The organism is Pseudarthrobacter sp. Pseusp20 (assembly GCF_059492155.1).
The window spans coordinates 1,048,821-1,068,655 of sequence record NZ_CP168521.1; the positions used below are offsets into that span (position 1 = coordinate 1,048,821).

Genomic DNA, 19,835 nt, shown 5'->3' on the forward strand with positions numbered 1-19,835 from the left:
GATGAACCAGCCAATCCTCACTCCCGCCCTGACCGCGCTGCTCAAGGAATGGCTGCCGCAGCAGCGATGGTTCCCCGTCAAGACACCCGATTTCGCCATTTCCCAGGCCGGCAGCCTGGGCCTGGAGGATCCCACCGGGCACGCCGCGCTGGCCGTATTCCTCCTCAACGTCACCATGGAGGGGCCCGACGGCGGCCCGCGCAGCGCCGTGGTCCAGGTCCCCTTGAGCTTCCGCCCGGCACCGGCCGGCGGCATGGAACGGGCGCTGGTAGGCGAAGCCGCAGGAATGGATCCAACCCGTCCCTGGGTCTACGACGCTGTCCACGACCCCGACTTCGTAGGCGCCTGGCTCGACCTCATCCGGGACGGGTCGAAGGCCGCAAGCGGCAGTGCCACCGGCTTCCGGGTGGAAGGGCCGCACCGCCTGCCCACTGCCAAGGGCGTGGTGAAGGTGCTCTCGGGGGAGCAGTCCAACAGTTCAGTCATCGTGGACGACGGCGAATCTGCCGCCATGGTGAAATTCTTCCGCGTCCTGTCGGACGGGACCAACCCGGAGATTGAAGTCGGTGCTGCCTTGACCAGGGCCGGCACAGCGGAAGTCCCCGCCACCCTGGGCTGGGTCCGCGGGGAGTGGCTCGGAAAATCCGGTAACGCCGGACAAAGCAGCCGCTACGTCCAAGGTGAGCTTGCGGTGGCCCACGAGTTCCTCGCCGGCGGCCGCGACGCCTGGCGGCTGGCGGTTGACGCCGCCCGCTCCGGCACCGACTTCACGGCAGAAGCCCGAGCCCTGGGCGCGGCCACCGCAACGGTGCACAAGCGGTTGGCGGAGGCACTGGGGCAGTCAGCCGAGCCCGAACCCGGAAAGGCGCCAGGAGCTGCTGTTGCCCAGCGTGTCCGCGCTGCTTGGGCGGAAGCCCGTGCCGCCGTCGGGCCTTACGACGACGCCCTGGACGCCCTGCTGGCTGACCTGGACAAGGTTCCCGCCGGGCCGCTGCAGCGCATCCACGGCGACCTCCACCTGGGCCAGATCCTCCTCGTGACCGGACAATCCGGCGACCAGTCGCGCTGGGCCATCCTGGATTTCGAGGGCGAGCCCCTGCGGCCCATCTCCGAACGGAACGTCCCGGACGTACCACTCCGGGACGTGGTGGGAATGCTGCGCTCCTTCGACTACGCGGCCGGTGCGGCGCAGCGCGAGCAGGAAGGTGCGCAGGTCCCGGACAGCTGGGTCGACGATTGCGCTGATGCCTTCCTTGCCGGGTACGCGGGGGTCATTCCCGGCACGGTGGACCGGACCTCGCCCCTGTTTGTGGCATTGTGGCTGGACAAGGCGCTGTACGAAGTTGTTTATGAAATGCGTAACAGGCCCGACTGGGTGGCGATTCCAGTAAACGCCTCCAGGCGGCTCCTAAGCGGTAACGGTGCCGGCGATCAGGCCGGTGCAGCATCGGAAGGTAACAAAATGACAGGCTCAGCACGAACTGACCAGCCGGGGGTGCCGCTGCACGTGGATGAAGGCACCCTGGGCAGGATCGCGAACGGTGAACACCACGCCCCCCACTCCGTCCTGGGCGCGCACCTGGACGACTACGGGCATGTCACCATCCGCACCGTGAAGCATCTTGCCGAAGCGATCACCGTGGTCACCCAAGCCGGTGAAGTGCCAATGCAGCACGAGGCACACGGCGTTTGGGTTGCGGTCCTGGATCCGCAGGACCAGGGCCACGTTCCCGACTACCGGCTCTCGGTCACCTACCCGGGCAAGGACCCGGTGACCATTGATGAGCCCTACCGCTACCTGCCCACCGTAGGCGAAGTGGACCTGCACCTCATTGGTGAAGGCCGGCACGAAAAACTGTGGCAGGTTCTCGGTGCCCACGTGCGGCACTACAAATCATCGCTTGGGGACGTCAACGGTGTGTCGTTCGCTGTCTGGGCCCCCAACGCGCAGGCCGTCCGGGTCAAGGGCGATTTCAACGCCTGGGACGGACGGGAAAACTCCATGCGGTCGCTGGGTTCCTCCGGTGTCTGGGAAGTGTTCATTCCCGGCGTCCCGGCAGGTGCCTGCTACAAGTACGAGATCCTGACACGGGGCGGCTACTGGGTGGAAAAGGCCGATCCGCTGGCCTTCGGCACGGAGGTGCCCCCACTGACGGCGTCCCGGGTGGTGGAACCTTCCTACGCCTTCAAGGACGACGAATGGATGGAAGCGCGGGCCAAACGGGACCCGCACAACTCGGCCATGAGCGTCTACGAAGTGCACCTCGGGTCCTGGCGGCTGGGCCTTGGCTACCGTGAACTCGCCGACGAACTGGTGGAGTACGTCAAGTGGCTCGGGTTCACGCACGTGGAATTCATGCCCGTCGCGGAGCATCCGTTCGGCGGTTCCTGGGGTTACCAGGTCACCTCCTATTTCGCACCCACGTCCAGGTTCGGACATCCCGACGAGTTCCGCTACCTGGTGGACGCCCTCCACCAGGCGGGCATCGGCGTGCTCCTGGACTGGGTGCCTGCACACTTCCCAAAGGATTCCTGGGCATTGGCCCAGTTCGACGGCGAGCCTCTTTACGAGCACGCGGATCCGGCGCTGGGGGAACATCCGGACTGGGGCACCCTGATCTTCGACTTCGGCCGCACCGAGGTCCGGAACTTCCTGGTGGCCAACGCGCTGTACTGGCTGGATGAGTTCCATATCGACGGCCTGCGCGTGGACGCGGTGGCCTCCATGCTCTACCTCGATTACTCCCGCCAGGAAGGCCAGTGGCGGCCCAACCGCTTCGGCGGAAGGGAAAACCTGGAAGCCATCTCCTTCCTGCAGGAAGTCAACGCCACCGTCTACAAGACACACCCCGGCGCCGTCATGATCGCGGAAGAGTCGACGGCCTTCCCGGGCGTCACCGCTCCCACCAGCCACGGTGGCCTGGGCTTCGGCCTGAAGTGGAACATGGGCTGGATGCACGACTCCCTCAAGTACATCTCCGAGGATCCCTTCAACCGCAAGTGGCACCACGGAACGGTCACCTTCTCCCTGGTCTACGCCTTCACGGAGAACTTCCTGCTGCCCATCAGCCACGATGAAGTTGTCCACGGCAAGGGCTCCATGCTCCGCAAGATGCCGGGCGACCGCTGGCAGCAGCTGGCCAACCTCCGCGCCTTCTTTGCCTACCAATGGGCGCACCCCGGCAAGCAGCTCATCTTCATGGGAACCGAGTTTGGCCAGGAAGCGGAGTGGTCTGAGCAGCACGGACTGGACTGGTGGCTCGCGGACATCCCCGCGCACCGCGGACTGCAGCTGCTGACCAAGGACCTGAACGAGCTGTACGCTGCCACACCCGCCCTCTACACCCAGGACAACGTTCCTGCGGGTTTCCAGTGGATCAACGGGGGAGACGCCGACCGTAACGTCCTGTCCTTCATCCGATGGGACGCCGACGGCAACCCGGTCGTCTGCGCCATCAACTTCTCCGGTACGCCGCACGTCGGCTACACCCTTGGAGTTCCCACGGCCGGCGCATGGACCGAGGTCCTTAATACGGACCACACCACCTACGGCGGATCGGGTGTGCTGAACAGTGGAGAGCTGAAGGCCACCAACGAGGGACAGGATGGCCAGCCGGCCACCCTTACTGTCACGCTTCCCCCGCTGGGAGCGTCCTACTTCAAGCCCGGGGCCGCATCGGCTGACCAGGCCGACGGGAAGAAATAACGGCAGATGCAGTAAGCGAAAGGCCCGGAATCCGCGTGGTTCCGGGCCTTTTGGCTGTCCGCAGGACGCCCTCCGGCAGCGGACTGGCGATCCGTAATGAGTGGTGGTAGAGTTTATTTCCGCGCTGCTCCACGGAGTCAGACGGAAAACCGAACCCCCCAAGCTAACGCTGAGGATGGTCGCGGACGCCGGTTTGACACGAGAGAGATCAGCCGGTAAGTTTGGAAAGTTGCTCCGGAGCGAGCCTGGACGTTGGTTTGGGTGGTGCCGGGTGTGTCTGTTGTTTGAGAACTCAATAGTGTGCCAAGTTTGTTGATACCGATTATGTATGTAATTGGTTGATTGTGCTGTGCCGCCACCCCGTGGTGTGCATGGTGTTTTTAGCTGGTTTCAAATTTTGTGCAGCTGTTTCTGCCGTTATTTCCGGTGGTTGTGGTTGTGTCTGTTTTTGTTTTACTTCAACGGAGAGTTTGATCCTGGCTCAGGATGAACGCTGGCGGCGTGCTTAACACATGCAAGTCGAACGATGATGCCAGCTTGCTGGTGGATTAGTGGCGAACGGGTGAGTAACACGTGAGTAACCTGCCCTTGACTCTGGGATAAGCCTGGGAAACTGGGTCTAATACCGGATATGACCTTCCATCGCATGGTGGTTGGTGGAAAGCTTTTGTGGTTTTGGATGGACTCGCGGCCTATCAGCTTGTTGGTGGGGTAATGGCCTACCAAGGCGACGACGGGTAGCCGGCCTGAGAGGGTGACCGGCCACACTGGGACTGAGACACGGCCCAGACTCCTACGGGAGGCAGCAGTGGGGAATATTGCACAATGGGCGAAAGCCTGATGCAGCGACGCCGCGTGAGGGATGACGGCCTTCGGGTTGTAAACCTCTTTCAGTAGGGAAGAAGCGTAAGTGACGGTACCTGCAGAAGAAGCGCCGGCTAACTACGTGCCAGCAGCCGCGGTAATACGTAGGGCGCAAGCGTTATCCGGAATTATTGGGCGTAAAGAGCTCGTAGGCGGTTTGTCGCGTCTGCCGTGAAAGTCCGGGGCTCAACTCCGGATCTGCGGTGGGTACGGGCAGACTAGAGTGATGTAGGGGAGACTGGAATTCCTGGTGTAGCGGTGAAATGCGCAGATATCAGGAGGAACACCGATGGCGAAGGCAGGTCTCTGGGCATTAACTGACGCTGAGGAGCGAAAGCATGGGGAGCGAACAGGATTAGATACCCTGGTAGTCCATGCCGTAAACGTTGGGCACTAGGTGTGGGGGACATTCCACGTTTTCCGCGCCGTAGCTAACGCATTAAGTGCCCCGCCTGGGGAGTACGGCCGCAAGGCTAAAACTCAAAGGAATTGACGGGGGCCCGCACAAGCGGCGGAGCATGCGGATTAATTCGATGCAACGCGAAGAACCTTACCAAGGCTTGACATGAACCGGACCGCTGCAGAAATGTGGTTTCCCCTTTGGGGCTGGTTTACAGGTGGTGCATGGTTGTCGTCAGCTCGTGTCGTGAGATGTTGGGTTAAGTCCCGCAACGAGCGCAACCCTCGTTCTATGTTGCCAGCACGTGATGGTGGGGACTCATAGGAGACTGCCGGGGTCAACTCGGAGGAAGGTGGGGACGACGTCAAATCATCATGCCCCTTATGTCTTGGGCTTCACGCATGCTACAATGGCCGGTACAAAGGGTTGCGATACTGTGAGGTGGAGCTAATCCCAAAAAGCCGGTCTCAGTTCGGATTGGGGTCTGCAACTCGACCCCATGAAGTCGGAGTCGCTAGTAATCGCAGATCAGCAACGCTGCGGTGAATACGTTCCCGGGCCTTGTACACACCGCCCGTCAAGTCACGAAAGTTGGTAACACCCGAAGCCGGTGGCCTAACCCCTTGTGGGAGGGAGCTGTCGAAGGTGGGACTGGCGATTGGGACTAAGTCGTAACAAGGTAGCCGTACCGGAAGGTGCGGCTGGATCACCTCCTTTCTAAGGAGCACCTCCAACTCTTCTGTGCTGGTGAATGCCGGTGTGGGGGGTTGTCAGGAAGCAAGCCCGCAGCATGGACGATTGTTCCGTGGCGGGTGCTCATGGGTGGAATATCAACAAATAGCGGCTGCGTGTTTTTTTGTCTTGTCTAGTACGAGCCAGTGATGGTTCTGGAACGGTGGGGCGGGGGGATGCGTGGTTTTGTGTTTGGCACACTGTTGGGTCCTGAGGCAACAGGGCCGGGGGTTTTCCCCTGGGTTTGTTTGTTTCTGGTTTCCCTGCCGTGACGTTCCGTGCGCCTGTTTGGGTGTGTGGGGTGTGTGGTGTGGGGTTGTTGTTTGAGAACTACATAGTGGACGCGAGCATCTTGTATAAGAAGCAATTTCCAAGATTAATGAACCTGGATCTGGCTGCGCTGTTGATGCCCTTTGGGTGTTGGGGTGTGGTTGGTTTCTGTGGTTCTCTCGAGAAATGTTTTTGATCTTTGTGGTCAAGTTTTTAAGAGCACACGGTGGATGCCTTGGCATTAGGAGCCGAAGAAGGACGTAGGAATCTGCGATAAGCCTGGGGGAGTCGATAACCGGACTGTGATCCCAGGGTGTCCGAATGGGGAAACCCCGCCGAGCGCGCGAGTGACTCGGTGACCCGTACCTGAACACATAGGGTGCGTGGGGGGAACGCGGGGAAGTGAAACATCTCAGTACCCGCAGGAAGAGAAAACAATAGTGATTCCGTTAGTAGTGGCGAGCGAACGCGGATCAGGCTAAACCGTTCCATGTGTGATAGCCGGCGGGCGTTGCATGGTCGGGGTTGTGGGACTTTCCATACCAGTTCTGCCGGGCTGGTGGGGTGTGATGTGCGCGCATAGGTGAACGGTTTTGAAAGGCCGGCCAGAGAGGGTGTTAGTCCCGTAACCGTAATGTGTTTGTACCGCCTGTGAGAGTATCCCAAGTAGTACGGGGCCCGAGAAATCCCGTGCGAATCTGTCAGGACCACCTGATAAGCCTAAATACTCCCTAATGACCGATAGCGGACCAGTACCGTGAGGGAAAGGTGAAAAGTACCCCGGGAGGGGAGTGAAACAGTACCTGAAACCGTGTGCTTACAATCCGTCGGAGCCAGTCTGATTCTGGTGACGGCGTGCCTTTTGAAGAATGAGCCTGCGAGTTAGTGTTACGTCGCGAGGTTAACCCGTGTGGGGCAGCCGTAGCGAAAGCGAGTCTGAATAGGGCGTGTGAGTGGCGTGATCTAGACCCGAAGCGAAGTGATCTACCCATGGCCAGGTTGAAGCGACGGTAAGACGTCGTGGAGGACCGAACCCACTTCAGTTGAAAATGGAGGGGATGAGCTGTGGGTAGGGGTGAAAGGCCAATCAAACTTCGTGATAGCTGGTTCTCCCCGAAATGCATTTAGGTGCAGCGTTGCGTGTTTCTTGCTGGAGGTAGAGCTACTGGATGGCTAATGGGCCCTACAAGGTTACTGACGTCAGCCAAACTCCGAATGCCGGTAAGTGAGAGCGCAGCAGTGAGACTGTGGGGGATAAGCTTCATAGTCGAGAGGGAAACAGCCCAGACCACCAACTAAGGCCCCTAAGCGTGTGCTAAGTGGGAAAGGATGTGGAGTTGCCCAGACAACCAGGAGGTTGGCTTAGAAGCAGCCACCCTTAAAAGAGTGCGTAATAGCTCACTGGTCAAGTGATTCCGCGCCGACAATGTAGCGGGGCTCAAGTACACCGCCGAAGTTGTGGCATTCACATTTTAGCTAAGCCCTTGTGGTTCAGGCGTGTGGATGGGTAGGGGAGCGTCGTGTGGGCGGTGAAGTCGCGGTGTAAACCAGCGGTGGAGCCTACACGAGTGAGAATGCAGGCATGAGTAGCGAAAGACGGGTGAGAAACCCGTCCGCCGAATGATCAAGGGTTCCAGGGTCAAGCTAATCTGCCCTGGGTAAGTCGGGACCTAAGGCGAGGCCGACAGGCGTAGTCGATGGACAACGGGTTGATATTCCCGTACCGGCGAAAAACCGCCCATGCTGAGCGGGGGATACTAACTGCCCGAAGCCTGCCCGAGCGCCCTTGTGGTGTGAGGGTTTTGGTGGAGCGCAGGACCTGATCCCGGGAGGCAAGCGTATTAACAGGTGTGACGCAGGAAGGTAGCCGAGCCGGGCGATGGTTGTCCCGGTCTAAGGATGTAGGGCGAGTGGTAGGCAAATCCGCCACTCATGGTGCCTGAGATCTGATGGGACCCCCGTTTGGGGGGATTTGGTGATCCTATGCTGCCGAGAAAAGCATCGACGCGAGGTTTTAGCCGCCCGTACCCCAAACCGACACAGGTGATCAGGTAGAGAATACCAAGGCGATCGAGAGAATTATGGTTAAGGAACTCGGCAAAATGCCCCCGTAACTTCGGGAGAAGGGGGGCCCCAACCTTGATACACCCTTTGCGGTGTGGAGGGGATCGGGGCCGCAGAGACCAGGGGGAAGCGACTGTTTACTAAAAACACAGGTCCGTGCGAAGTCGCAAGACGATGTATACGGACTGACTCCTGCCCGGTGCTGGAAGGTTAAGAGGACCGGTTAGCCGCAAGGCGAAGCTGAGAATTTAAGCCCCAGTAAACGGCGGTGGTAACTATAACCATCCTAAGGTAGCGAAATTCCTTGTCGGGTAAGTTCCGACCTGCACGAATGGAGTAACGACTTCCCCGCTGTCTCAACCATAAACTCGGCGAAATTGCAGTACGAGTAAAGATGCTCGTTACGCGCAGCAGGACGGAAAGACCCCGAGACCTTTACTATAGTTTGGTATTGGTGTTCGGAGTGGCTTGTGTAGGATAGGTGGGAGACGTTGAAGCCCGGACGCCAGTTCGGGTGGAGTCATCGTTGAAATACCACTCTGGTCACTTTGGACATCTAACTTCGGCCCGTAATCCGGGTCAGGGACAGTGCCTGATGGGTAGTTTAACTGGGGCGGTTGCCTCCTAAAAAGTAACGGAGGCGCCCAAAGGTTCCCTCAGCCTGGTTGGCAATCAGGTGTCGAGTGTAAGTGCACAAGGGAGCTTGACTGTGAGAGAGACATCTCGAGCAGGGACGAAAGTCGGGACTAGTGATCCGGCGGTACATTGTGGAATGGCCGTCGCTCAACGGATAAAAGGTACCTCGGGGATAACAGGCTGATCTTGCCCAAGAGTCCATATCGACGGCATGGTTTGGCACCTCGATGTCGGCTCGTCGCATCCTGGGGCTGGAGTAGGTCCCAAGGGTTGGGCTGTTCGCCCATTAAAGCGGTACGCGAGCTGGGTTTAGAACGTCGTGAGACAGTTCGGTCCCTATCCGCTGCGCGCGCAGGAAATTTGAGAAGGGCTGTCCTTAGTACGAGAGGACCGGGACGGACGAACCTCTGGTGTGTCAGTTGTACTGCCAAGTGCACCGCTGATTAGCTACGTTCGGATGGGATAACCGCTGAAAGCATCTAAGCGGGAAGCTCGCTTCGAGATGAGATTTCCATACACCCTCGGGTGTGAGAGGCCCCCAGCCAGACCACTGGGTTGATAGGCCGGATGTGGAAGCGAGGACTAACGACTCGTGAAGCTGACCGGTACTAATAGGCCAACAACTTACACCACACAGATACATACAAACTCTGCTTGCGTCCACTATGTGGTTCCCAACCAACAACCCCCCAACACCGGGGTTGTCACGGCACGGAACCACCACAACTGAATAACAACACCACAATGTTGTAACCACCAGACTTCCCACCCCCGAACAAAACACCGGGCGGGCGGGTACAAGGGTTACGGCGGTCATAGCGTGGGGGAAACGCCCGGTCCCATTCCGAACCCGGAAGCTAAGACCCACAGCGCCGATGGTACTGCACCCGGGAGGGTGTGGGAGAGTAGGTCACCGCCGGACACACATTAAGCAGGGCCCTGACAACGAATGTCAGGGCCCTGCTGCTTTAACCGAACAGCACAAAGAGGATGCCCTGCCTCCGGGCGGACTCTACCCCCGGGCACCGCTGCCCGGGGGTAGAGTAGTCCCTCATGAGCAGCATCTTCAGCCACCCGCAGGACCCTTTCGAAGAAGCCGGACAGCGGGCAATTGAGCCGCTGGAACCGGTGGTCAACACCGTAGTCGTGCCCGGTCCCGTGGCCCGGGCTTTCGTTGGTTTCACGGAGCACACCCACCTCTGGTGGCCCCTTGAGCAGCACGGTGTCTATGGTGCCGGCTCCTACGTGGAGTTTGAAGAGAACCTCATCCTCGAAACAGCCGATGACGGCCGCACCAGTATCTGGGGAACCCTTGATGACTGGCAGCCGCCCCTGTCCTTCCATGCCACCTGGCATCCCGGCACTACGGCGCTGTGGTCCACCGAGCTCCTGGTGGCGTTCCGCGCCCTCGGCGGCGGAACTGAAGTCCGGGTCTTCCATGAAGGGTGGGAAGGCGCCGAGGATCCTGCCGCCGCGCGTCAAGAGTACGCGGAGGCGTGGCCCCGGATCCTGGACAGGTATGCGCGGTTCATGGGCGCCGGGGACGCCGCAGAGGACAGCTCGCCTGGAGGCGTGGCCTAGCCCCGCCCCGCGGCCTTGTCCGGCGGCACGGCGGTGCTGTTCCGGATCACAAGCTCCGTAGGGTATTCCTGGTCCCGCGCTCCATCCGCCGCCAGGCCGCCGTCGGAACCTGCGCCCTCGGAACTTCCACCGGCATTGTCCAGTAGGGCCAAAGCCGTGGCAGCCGCCAGCCTTCCCTGTCCGCGTGGATCCTGGCTGATTGTGGTCAGCCCGAATGTCTCTGCAAGTTCGTGCCCGTCAATCCCCACGACGGAAAGGTCCTGTGGGACCTGAAGGCCGAAGTCCCGGGCGGCGAGCATGATGCCCACGGCCATCTCGTCGGACGCGGCGAAGACTGCGGTGGGGCGGTCAGCGGAGATGCCCAGGAGCCGGCGGCCCGCCGCGTACGCGCCCTGGATGGTGAAGTCGGCCGTGGCCTGCCACTCTTGCCGCACCGTCAGCCCGGCTGCTGCCATCGCCGCAGCAAAGCCCTTCTTGCGCAGCTGCGGAAGGTTGAAGTCGCGGTTCAAGGCCGCATCCCCGGTAACATGCGCGATCCGGGTATGGCCCAGCCCGATCAGGTGCCGGGTGGCCATCATGGCCAGGCCTTCGTCGTCGATTCTTATGGTCGAGGCGCCCCGCAGCGCCCCGCCGATGCCCACAATCGGACGGTGCACGGCGAGCAGCTGGCCGATCTCTTCCTCGCTGAGTACCAGCGCCACCGCAATGACGGCGTCCAGGCGTTTCCGCAGCAGGAAATCGTTCAAAATGCTGCTGCGGTGCTCCGGCTGCTCTCCCACGTTGTACAGCGTCAGGTCGTAGCCGGCATCCAGGAGGGCTTCCGAAACGCCCTCCAGGACCGAAGAGAAATACCAGCGCTGGACGTTGGGCACCACCAGGCCGATGTTGTGGTTCCGCCCGGAGGCGAGGCTGGAGGCGTGGTAAGAGGGGACGAACCCGAGTTCCCGTGCCGCCTCCTGCGCAAGGCGGCGGCTCCTGGAGGAGACGTTGGACTTGCCGCTCAGCGCCCTGGAGACGGTGGCCACGGACAGGCCGGCCCGGCTGGCAACTTCTTTGATGCCCGCCATGGTCAGCCTGCAGCTGTGATGCGGATCCAGGCGGTTTCGCCCGAAGCCAGCAGTCCTTCCGTGCCGGACCTCGTACTGCGGATAAGGACGCGGCCCGCAGGTATCTCCAGCGGCTCGTGGTTCAGGTTCATAACCACCAGCGTAGTGCCGTTGAGGTAGCCCAGCGATGACCCGGTGCACCAGTCCTCGGCCCAGGACAGGGATCCCCGGCCCAGGTCCAGGTCGCGGCGGCGTGCCAGGGCGTCGCGGTAGAGGGACAGGTGCGACGACGGCGATTCCGCCTGCAGGTCCCTCGCCAACCCGCCAAAGGAAGCGGGAATGGGCAGCCATGGTTCATTTCCCGAACCGAAGCCCAGGTGTTGTTCTCCGGCACGCCAGGGCAGCGGCACCCGGCAGCCGTCACGGCCAAGCCGCTGCCCGCCGGTCCGGGCGAACGTGGGGTCCTGGCGCAGGTGGCCGGGGATGTCGATGCCGTCCGGCAGCCCCAGCTCCTCGCCCTGGTAGAGGTAGGCGGCACCGGGCAGTCCCAGCATGAACAGCGAGGCAGCAGCTGCGCGCTGCCGGCCGAGTTCCTCATCCGGCTGGGGATCGGCCGCCCCGATGCCGTCGCCGTCCCGTGGGCCATGGCCGTTGTAGCCAAACCGGCTGGCATGGCGGACCACATCGTGGTTGGACAGCACCCATGTGCTCGGGGCGCCGACGCCGTCAAGGACGGTCAGGGAATCGGTGATGACCGAGCGCAGCCGGTAGACGTCCAGGCCCGCATGGAGGTAGGGGAAATTGAACGCCTGGTGCATCTCGTCGGGCCTGACCCAGTGGGCCAGCCGGTGAAGGTCCACGCTTGCCTCGGCGCAGAGGATCCGGTCCGGGCCGTACTCGTCCAGGATCAGCCGCCAGTTGCGGTAGATGTCGTGGACGCCGGGTTGCCCGAACATGGGTGCCTCCTGGCCGGGGTACCCGTCGCTGTTGCCGCCATCGGCCCGGCCGCCCCAGGCGGGCAGGCCCGGGGCCTTGACCAGGGCATGGGCTACGTCCACCCGGAAACCGGACACGCCGCGGTCCAACCAGAAACGCAGCACGCGCTCGAACTCGGCGTGGACGGCGGCGTTGTCCCAGTTGAAGTCCGGCTGGGAGGAGTCAAAGAGGTGCAGGTACCACTGGCCCGGCCGGCCGTCGGCGTCTGTTACCCGTGTCCAGGCAGGTCCGCCAAAGTGTGACTGCCAGTTGTTCGGTGGCTCCTCTCCGTCAGGCCCGGTGCCGTCACGGAAGATGAACATGTCCCGTTCGGGGCTTCCGGCCGGTGCCGCAAGGGCTGCCTGGAACGCCGGATGCTGGTCCGAACAGTGGTTGGGCACCAGGTCCACGATGACCCGCAGGCCCAGGCGGTGGGATTCGGCCATCATGACGTCGAAGTCGGCGAGTGTGCCAAAGATCGGGTCAACGTCGCAGTAGTCGCTGACGTCGTATCCGGCGTCACGCTGGGGGGAACGGTAAAAGGGTGACAGCCAGACAGCGTCGACGCCCAGGTCCGCCAGATGCGGCAGTTCCTCGGTAATTCCCGCGAGGTCTCCCACGCCGTCACCGTTCAGGTCCCGGAATGACCGGGGGTAGACCTGATAGATCACGGCAGAGCGCCACCAGCCGGGAGCGGTATCGGCAGCGTGGATGAGCGTCAGGGGGCCAGTGGCAGCTGAGGTGTCCTGGGTCACAGTATCGACAGACATGAAAGCCAGCATAGCGGCGGACGGGCGATAAATGAAAACGCTTCCATACATGTTTCGCCTAATTTCGCACGAACTTTCAAGGCTCTCCAGTCCAACAACTGGAAGCGATTGCACGCCGGCAAATCCAAAAGACCGGAGCGTCGCACGCCCTAGACTGGGTAGACATGTCCGACGACGGGTGGAGGCTTTGTGGGAAGCATCGTTGACGAGCTGGAGGCCATCCTGGCGCCAGGGCAGCTGGATGTCAGCGAGGTCTCGCTCCGGCGGTACGCCATCGACCAGGCCCCCGTCATCGATTTCCAGCTTCCCCTGGCGGTGGTGTTCGCCGAATCAGTGGCCGACGTGCAGGCGGTGGTGAAAACCTGCGCCGGCAGCGGAGTGGCCATTGTCCCCCGGGGTGCGGGTACAGGCGTTTCCGGTGGTGCCCATGCCACCAGGAACTGCATCATCCTCTCGCTGGAGCGGATGAACCGGATCCTCGCCCTGAACCCCGACGATGAGACAGCCATGGTGGAGCCCGGCGTGGTCAATGCCGTCCTCAACGAAGCCGCAGCAGCGCACGGCCTCATGTACGCGCCCGATCCGGCCAGTTTCCGAAGCTCCACCATCGGCGGCAACGTCGCCACCAACGCCGGCGGCCTGCGCTGCGCCAAATATGGGGTCACCAGGGATTCGGTCCTGGCGCTGGACGTCGTCCTGGCCGATGGTTCGCTCATCCACACAGGCCACCAAACCTTCAAAGGGGTGGCGGGCTACGACCTCACGGGCCTGTTCGTGGGGTCTGAAGGAACCCTGGGCATCGTCGTCGGAATTACCGTGCGGCTGAAGTACCTGCCCCGCGAAGTCCACACCGTGGCCGCCTTCTACCCGGATTTCAGGAGCGCCGCCGCAGGGGTCCTGGCCGTGGGCAAGGCGCGCGTGCAGCCCGCCATCATGGAACTGCTCGACGGCGGCACGTTGGCCCAGCTCGACGACATTCACGGCTCCGACCTCACCGCCCGCGGACAATCACTGCTGCTGATCCAGACGGACGGGTTCGGTGCCGCCGCCGAGGCGGAGGTGGTCCGCCAGGTCCTCCGTGAAGGCGGGGCAACTGTCAGCACGGAGGCAAGTGCCGAGGCGGAACGGCTGGTGGAACTTCGCCGTCACAGCAGGGGGACGGAGGTGGACGACGAGTACCGCGTCGGCGAAGATGTGGCTGTTCCCCGGTCCCGGCTGGTGGACTACGTCGCGGAGCTCGAAGCGATGGCCGGCAGGCAGCAGGTACACCTCAAGGTGGTGGCCCACGCGGGTGACGGCAACCTGCACCCCACATTCTGGATCGACCGGCAGGGGGCAAGCGTGGACTCCGCAGCCATGCAGCGGCTGCAGGCGGCACTGGACGAGTCCATCACCGCGGCGCTGGCGATGGGCGGCACCATCACCGGTGAGCACGGAGTAGGGCAGTACAAGCTCCGGTGGCTGGGACAGGAGCAGCCGGAACCGGTGCGGGAGCTCCAGCGCAGGATCAAGGACCTGTTCGATCCCGCGGGGATCCTCAACCCCGGTAAGGCGATCTAGGACTCAGTCGTCCGAATCCGGGTATTCGTCCACCGATTCGTCTTCGCCGTAACGGGACTCCTCGGTCTCCACCTCAAGGATTTTCAGCAGCTCGGTATCAGGGTTCAGCATGATCGCGGCCTCGTCCCGGCGGTGCCGGAGGATCGAGTCGATGTAGGACTGGACAGCTTCCGCCAGCGGAATGTGGCGCTCCTGCTTCTCGGACATGTACCACCGGTGCTCCAGGACCTCGTGGACCACCTCGGCGTGCTCCAGTTTGCCGGACAGGTCCCGGGGAATGGCGCGCACGATCGGTTCGAAGATCTGGCTGACCCACAGGTGGGCGCTGTATTCCTCATCCATGTCCGGGTTGTTGTCCGCCCGGAAGGAGTCCATGTCATTGAGGAGGCGGCGGGCCTGGTTCTCCTGGGCGTCCAGGCCGGTAAGCCGCAGCAGCCGCCGCTGGTGGTGCCCCGCGTCCACCACCTTGGGCTGGAGCTGGATGGTGGAGCCGTTCTGGGTGGTCTTTATGGCGTATTCCTCGACGTCGAAGCCGAGTTCGTTCAGGCGCCGGATGCGGGCGCTCACCCGCCAGCGTTCGCCCAGCTCAAAGGATTCCTTCTCCGTCAGCTCGGCCCACAGCCGCCGGTAGCTGTCCATGATCAGCTCACTGGTGGCCACGGGGTCCACCTTTTCCTCGATGAGACCGCCATCCAGGAGGTCCATCAGCTCGCCGGCGATGTTCACCCTGGCGATCTCAAGGTCGTATTCGCGCTGGCCGGTGGAGAGGTCGGGGTAGAGCTCACCGGTTTCGGCGTCCACCAGGTAGGCGGCAAACGCGCCGGCGTCGCGGCGGAACAGGGTGTTGGACAGCGAGACGTCGCCCCAGTAGAACCCGATCAGGTGCAGCCGCACCATGAGCAGCGCCTGGGCGTCGATGAGGCGGGTCAGGGTGTCCTTGCGCAGCATCTGCGAAAACAGTGCGCGGTACGGCATGGAGAATTTCAGGTGCCGGGTCACCAGGACGGGGTTCAGCGGGCGTCCGTCAGGGGTGGTGCGGCCGGTGATCACGGCCACGGGCTCCACGCAGGGGACGTCCAGCCGGGCCAGCTTGCGCAGCATGTGGTACTCGTGCCGGGCCACATGCTCGGAGGTTTCCTTGATGGCAATCACCGAGCCGCCAAGGTGGGCGAAGCGCACGATGTGCCGGGAGATGCCCCGGGGGAGTGCGGCCAGGTACTGCGCCGGCCACTCCTCGAGGGCGATGTGCCAGGGCAGGTCCAGCAGCTCCGGATCCGCCGCTGCGGCGGTGATGCTCAGCGAGGAGGCTACCGAAGCGGCCTTGTTCTCGTCGGCGCTGGCGGCCACGAACCGCGGGAGCTTACCCACCTGGGCATAGTCTGTGGGTTCGTCATGCCACTGGGCGCTGTGTTCCTCGGTCATGGGCTCAATTCTTCCGTACTCAGGGCAGGGACGGTAAATCCTGTGCGGCCATGGTTAAAGGCCGACGGCGGCCCGCACCGTTGCGAAAAGGTGCGGACCGCCGTCAGTTACGCGCGTGGGTGGGCCCACGCCGTTAGGGTGCCGGTGGGGAGTTTAGTCGCCCAGGCGCAGGCCGGTCTTCGTGTCGAAGAGGTGCACGTGGCCGGACTGCGGACGGACGTAAATGACCTCGCCCTTCATCGGGGGGCGGCGGCCGTCGACACGGGCCACGATGTCGTGGTCCTTGCCGTCCAGCGTGGTGTGGCCGTAGACGTAGGCGTCGGCGCCGAGCTCTTCAACGACATCCACCTCAACCTTCAGGCCTTCGCCGTGCGGAGCGGTTTCCAGGTCCTCGGGACGGCTGCCCAGCGTAACCGTGGAGCCGTGTGCCTCTTCGAGGACGTCGCGCGGCACGGGGTAGACGGTGCCGCCGAACTGGACGCCGCCGTCGACGACGGGAAGTTCCAGCAGGTTCATGGCGGGGGAGCCGATGAAGCCGGCAACGAAGACGTTCTTGGGGCGGTCGTAGAGGTTGCGGGGGGTGTCCACCTGCTGCAGCAGGCCGTCCTTCAGCACGGCGACGCGGTCGCCCATGGTCATGGCCTCGACCTGGTCGTGCGTGACGTAGACGGTGGTGACGCCCAGGCGGCGGGTCAGGGATGCGATCTGGGTGCGGGTCTGGACACGGAGCTTGGCGTCCAGGTTGGACAGCGGCTCATCCATGAGGAAGACCTGGGGGTTACGGACGATTGCGCGGCCCATGGCAACACGCTGGCGCTGGCCGCCGGAGAGTGCCTTCGGCTTGCGGTCCAGGTACTGCTCAAGGTCAAGGAGCTTTGCGGCTTCGCGGACGCGCTCGGCGCGCTCTTCCTTGGAGACGCCGGCGATCTTCAGGGCGAAGCCCATGTTGTCGGCCACAGTCATGTGCGGGTACAACGCGTAGTTCTGGAAAACCATCGCGATGTCGCGGTCCTTCGGCGGAACATCGGTGACGTCACGGTCACCGATCAGGATGCGGCCTGCGTTGACGTCCTCCAGGCCGGCGAGCATGCGCAGGGAGGTGGACTTGCCGCAGCCGGAGGGTCCAACGAGGACCAGGAATTCGCCATCGGCGATGTCGATGTTGAGCTTATCGACGGCGGGCTTATCTGTGCCCGGGTACAGACGCGTAGCGTTATCAAAAGTAACTGTAGCCACAGTTATCAATCCCTTCACCGGCAGGTACGTGCCGGACGATCCGTTGTGAATGGTTCATGTTTATTCAGTTGTGTTCCCACAAAATGCTCCGCGGCTTTGCGCGGAGCACCACGTGACGCCGCACGGTTGTTGTGCGCCACATCACACCCAAGAGTATGCCAGAAGTTGCTTCTTTTACCGCAAATGTTACGGATGTCACATGTGCTTCCGGCCACGGGCTATCCGGAAGCGGCCTGGGGGTCTTCCTCGGCGACGGCGATGCTCCGCTCCTGGAGCAGGGCTTCCAGCAGCTCCGCGATATGGACAGGCGCCTCCACCCGGTATTGGGCCTGGGTGAAATCGAGGCCAACCTTGACCCCCACGTCGCCTGGTTCAAGCCGGCCGAAAGCGTCCTCGTCCGTCACGTCATCACCGGCGAACAGCACGGCAGTGGCCCCGGTGGCCTGCCGCAGGAAGCTGACGCCTTCGCCCTTGGAGGCATTGACCACGGAGGTCTCCAGGACGCGCTTGCCCTCCTTGAGGAAGACGCCCTTTCGCTCCTGGAGCACCGACCGGGCTGCTGACACCGCGTCCTCGGCCACGTCATCCGCAGCCAGTCGGGTGTGCAGGACGACGCCGGCGGGCTTGTATTCCAGGGACGTGCCAGGCGCCTCCGCGACGATAGCCGCCAGCTCGGCGCGCACCTCTTCAAGGAGGGTCTTCTGGCCGTCGTCCAGCGTCAGTTCCGTGGAGCCCGGCCCAAGCCAGGCTTCGGCCCCATGGCTGCCAATCAGCAGGGTGTCCACGGGCGGAGACGCCACCTCCCGCAGGCTGGCGAGGGCGCGCCCGGAGATGAGTGCCGTCGTCGTGCGTGGAAGCACGGCGAGCCCCGCGAGCGCCGCGGCTGAGCGTGGAAGCGGCCGCGCATCCTGGGCACGGCCCACGATCGGGGCCATGGTCCCGTCAAAGTCCATGGCCACCAGCAGGTGCCCGGTCCCGGCGATCCGGTGCAGCGCTTCCCGCAGTTCTGGGGTGAGTGCCAGCGCTGCCTTGGTGTGGCCGTCAGGAGTCATCGCGGACCACCTTCTCGTTCAGTGCGTTCAGGAAGTCGGCGGACCAGTGGTCCACGTCGTGTTCGAGGATTTGCTTCCGCATGGCCCGCATCCTGCGGCCGGACTCCCGCGGCTGCATCTCCACGGCACGCATGATGGCGCTCTTGAGGCCGTCGATGTCGTGCGGGTTCATCAGCAGTGCCTGCTTGAGCTGGTCGGCTGCGCCGGCGAACTCACTGAGGACCAGCGCGCCGTCGTTGTTGGTGCGCGCCGTGACGTATTCCTTGGCGACCAGGTTCATGCCGTCCCGAAGGGCCGTGACCAGCATGACGTCGGCGGCAAGGTACAGCGCCACCATCTCCTCCACGGGGTAGCTGTGGTGCAGGTAGCGGACGGCGGTGTTCTCGATGGTGTCGTAGGTGCCGTTGATGTGGCCCACCGTGCCCTCCACCTCCTCACGCAGGAGCCGGTACTGCTCGACGCGTTCGCGGCTGGGGCTGGCCACCTGGATCAGGGTGGCGTCTCCAACCGAGAGCTTGCCGTCTGCCAGGAGCTCCTCGAAGGCTTTAAGCCGGTGCCTGATGCCCTTGGTGTAATCCAGTCGGTCGACGCCGAGCAGGATGGTCTTCGGGTTCCCCAGATCCTGGCGGATCTGGCGGGAGCGCTCAATGATGTCCGGCCTGGCGGCAAGCTCGCTGATGTGCTTGACGTCGATGGAGATGGGGAAGGCCTGTGCCCGGGCAATGTGTGTGACCTGCCCGTCCTGGCCCTTTACGTGGACCTGCTGCTGCTTAACGCTGGCACCGAGGAAACGGCGAGCGGAGCGCATGAAGTTTCCGGCATCGCTGGGCCGCTGGAAACCCACCAGGTCTGCGCCGAGGAGTCCGTCGATGATGGCCTGGCGCCACGGCAGCTGGGCAAAGATCTCCGGCGGAGGAAACGGGATGTGGTTGAAGAATCCGATGCGCAGGTCCGGCCGCGCCTCGCGCAGCATGCGGGGCACCAGTTGGAGCTGGTAATCCTGCACCCACACGGTGGCGCCTTGGTCCGCATGCTGTACGACGGCGTCGGCGAACCTGCGGTTGACCCTTCGGTAGGCGTCCCACCAGGTGCGGTGGAACTCCGGCGGGGCAATGACGTCATGGTAGAGCGGCCAGAGGGTGGCGTTGGAAAACCCCTCGTAGTACAGCTCCACGTCGTCGTTGCTGAGCTGGACCGGGACGAGGTCCATGCCGCCGTGGCTGAAGGGTTTGACAGTCTCGTCCGGCGCGCCGTGCCATCCGACCCAGGCGCCGTCTGTCTTGGTCATCATGGGGGCCAGGGCGGTCACCAGTCCCCCGGGGGAGCGGCGCCAGCCAGACTCGTCATCACCGGCATCCCCTGCCGCGACCCGGTCAACAGGCAGCCTGTTGGAGACCACCATGAAGTCGTACTTCGTATGGCCGGCATGGCTGGGACCGGAGCTGCCGGCCGTTGCTTTGCCGGCGGGTTTTTCCTGGACGGGTGTTTGCATTGCTGCCCCCTGGGGTTGCTTGTGCCTCT

Annotated in this window: 9 protein-coding genes and 3 rRNA genes; 6 read left to right on the forward strand and 6 right to left on the reverse strand. The window is 63.0% G+C overall.

What is annotated here, in order from left to right; genetic code table 11:
• Nucleotide 1 precedes the first annotated feature (1 nt).
• From ACEN9K_RS05050 to ACEN9K_RS05070, 5 genes are all read left to right on the forward strand, one after another.
• On the forward strand, nucleotides 2-3,706 hold the full coding sequence (locus ACEN9K_RS05050; protein WP_018771178.1) for a 1,4-alpha-glucan branching enzyme: 3,705 nt from the start codon (nucleotides 2-4) through the stop codon (nucleotides 3,704-3,706).
• Nucleotides 3,707-4,164: 458 nt separating this feature from the next.
• Nucleotides 4,165-5,687: ribosomal RNA gene (locus ACEN9K_RS05055) — 16S ribosomal RNA — on the forward strand.
• Between the two features lie 488 nt (nucleotides 5,688-6,175).
• A 23S ribosomal RNA gene (locus tag ACEN9K_RS05060) occupies nucleotides 6,176-9,305 on the forward strand.
• A 172-nt stretch (nucleotides 9,306-9,477) separates the two neighbouring features.
• A 5S ribosomal RNA gene (gene rrf, locus ACEN9K_RS05065) occupies nucleotides 9,478-9,594 on the forward strand.
• Together the 16S, 23S and 5S rRNA genes form the textbook arrangement of a ribosomal RNA operon.
• A 131-nt stretch (nucleotides 9,595-9,725) precedes the next feature.
• A complete protein-coding gene (locus ACEN9K_RS05070) occupies nucleotides 9,726-10,253 on the forward strand; it encodes an SRPBCC family protein (protein WP_056391176.1) in 528 nt (175 codons plus the stop codon).
• Here ACEN9K_RS05070 and ACEN9K_RS05075 read toward each other — a convergent pair.
• Complete coding sequence (locus ACEN9K_RS05075; protein ID WP_495635297.1) at nucleotides 10,250-11,320, reverse strand: LacI family DNA-binding transcriptional regulator; 1,071 nt, start codon at nucleotides 11,318-11,320, stop codon at nucleotides 10,250-10,252. The genes ACEN9K_RS05070 and ACEN9K_RS05075 overlap by 4 nt on opposite strands.
• A 2-nt stretch (nucleotides 11,321-11,322) precedes the next feature.
• Nucleotides 11,323-13,056, reverse strand: a complete 1,734-nt coding sequence (locus ACEN9K_RS05080; protein WP_495635298.1) for a glycoside hydrolase family 13 protein — start codon at nucleotides 13,054-13,056, stop codon at nucleotides 11,323-11,325.
• A gap of 177 nt (nucleotides 13,057-13,233) precedes the next feature.
• Here ACEN9K_RS05080 and ACEN9K_RS05085 point away from each other — a divergent pair, with 177 nt between their 5' ends.
• Nucleotides 13,234-14,604 carry an FAD-binding oxidoreductase gene (locus tag ACEN9K_RS05085; protein WP_495635299.1) on the forward strand — a complete coding sequence of 457 codons (1,371 nt, stop codon included), beginning with the start codon at nucleotides 13,234-13,236 and terminating at the stop codon, nucleotides 14,602-14,604.
• Between the two features lie 3 nt (nucleotides 14,605-14,607).
• Here the strand turns inward: ACEN9K_RS05085 and ACEN9K_RS05090 are convergent, their stop codons facing one another.
• The 4 genes from ACEN9K_RS05090 to ACEN9K_RS05105 all read right to left on the reverse strand — a co-directional run bounded on the left by ACEN9K_RS05090 (nucleotide 14,608) and on the right by ACEN9K_RS05105 (nucleotide 19,806).
• Nucleotides 14,608-16,026 (reverse strand): DUF4032 domain-containing protein, encoded by a 1,419-nt coding sequence (locus ACEN9K_RS05090; RefSeq protein ID WP_018772049.1) that lies wholly within the window; start codon nucleotides 16,024-16,026, stop codon nucleotides 14,608-14,610.
• Between the two features lie 153 nt (nucleotides 16,027-16,179).
• Nucleotides 16,180-17,262 (reverse strand): ABC transporter ATP-binding protein, encoded by a 1,083-nt coding sequence (locus ACEN9K_RS05095; RefSeq protein ID WP_018772048.1) that lies wholly within the window; start codon nucleotides 17,260-17,262, stop codon nucleotides 16,180-16,182.
• A 218-nt stretch (nucleotides 17,263-17,480) separates the two neighbouring features.
• Nucleotides 17,481-18,314 (reverse strand): trehalose-phosphatase, encoded by an 834-nt coding sequence (otsB, locus tag ACEN9K_RS05100; protein ID WP_056391189.1) that lies wholly within the window; start codon nucleotides 18,312-18,314, stop codon nucleotides 17,481-17,483.
• The gene (locus ACEN9K_RS05105; RefSeq protein ID WP_495635300.1) at nucleotides 18,304-19,806 is read right to left on the reverse strand and encodes an alpha,alpha-trehalose-phosphate synthase (UDP-forming); all 1,503 of its coding nucleotides are present in this window, start codon (nucleotides 19,804-19,806) and stop codon (nucleotides 18,304-18,306) included. Before ACEN9K_RS05105 ends, otsB begins: the two co-directional genes overlap by 11 nt.
• Nucleotides 19,807-19,835: the final 29 nt, after the last annotated feature.

Excerpts from the sequence above, each read along its gene's own strand:
- ACEN9K_RS05050 (WP_018771178.1), top strand. The coding sequence starts at position 2 with ATGAACCAGCCAATCCTCACTCCCGCCCTGACCGCGCTGCTCAAGGAA.
- ACEN9K_RS05090 (WP_018772049.1), bottom strand. The coding sequence starts at position 16,026 with ATGACCGAGGAACACAGCGCCCAGTGGCATGACGAACCCACAGACTAT.
- ACEN9K_RS05080 (WP_495635298.1), bottom strand. The coding sequence starts at position 13,056 with ATGCTGGCTTTCATGTCTGTCGATACTGTGACCCAGGACACCTCAGCT.
- ACEN9K_RS05105 (WP_495635300.1), bottom strand. The coding sequence starts at position 19,806 with ATGCAAACACCCGTCCAGGAAAAACCCGCCGGCAAAGCAACGGCCGGC.
- otsB (WP_056391189.1), bottom strand. The coding sequence starts at position 18,314 with ATGACTCCTGACGGCCACACCAAGGCAGCGCTGGCACTCACCCCAGAA.
- ACEN9K_RS05070 (WP_056391176.1), top strand. The coding sequence starts at position 9,726 with ATGAGCAGCATCTTCAGCCACCCGCAGGACCCTTTCGAAGAAGCCGGA.
- ACEN9K_RS05075 (WP_495635297.1), bottom strand. The coding sequence starts at position 11,320 with ATGGCGGGCATCAAAGAAGTTGCCAGCCGGGCCGGCCTGTCCGTGGCC.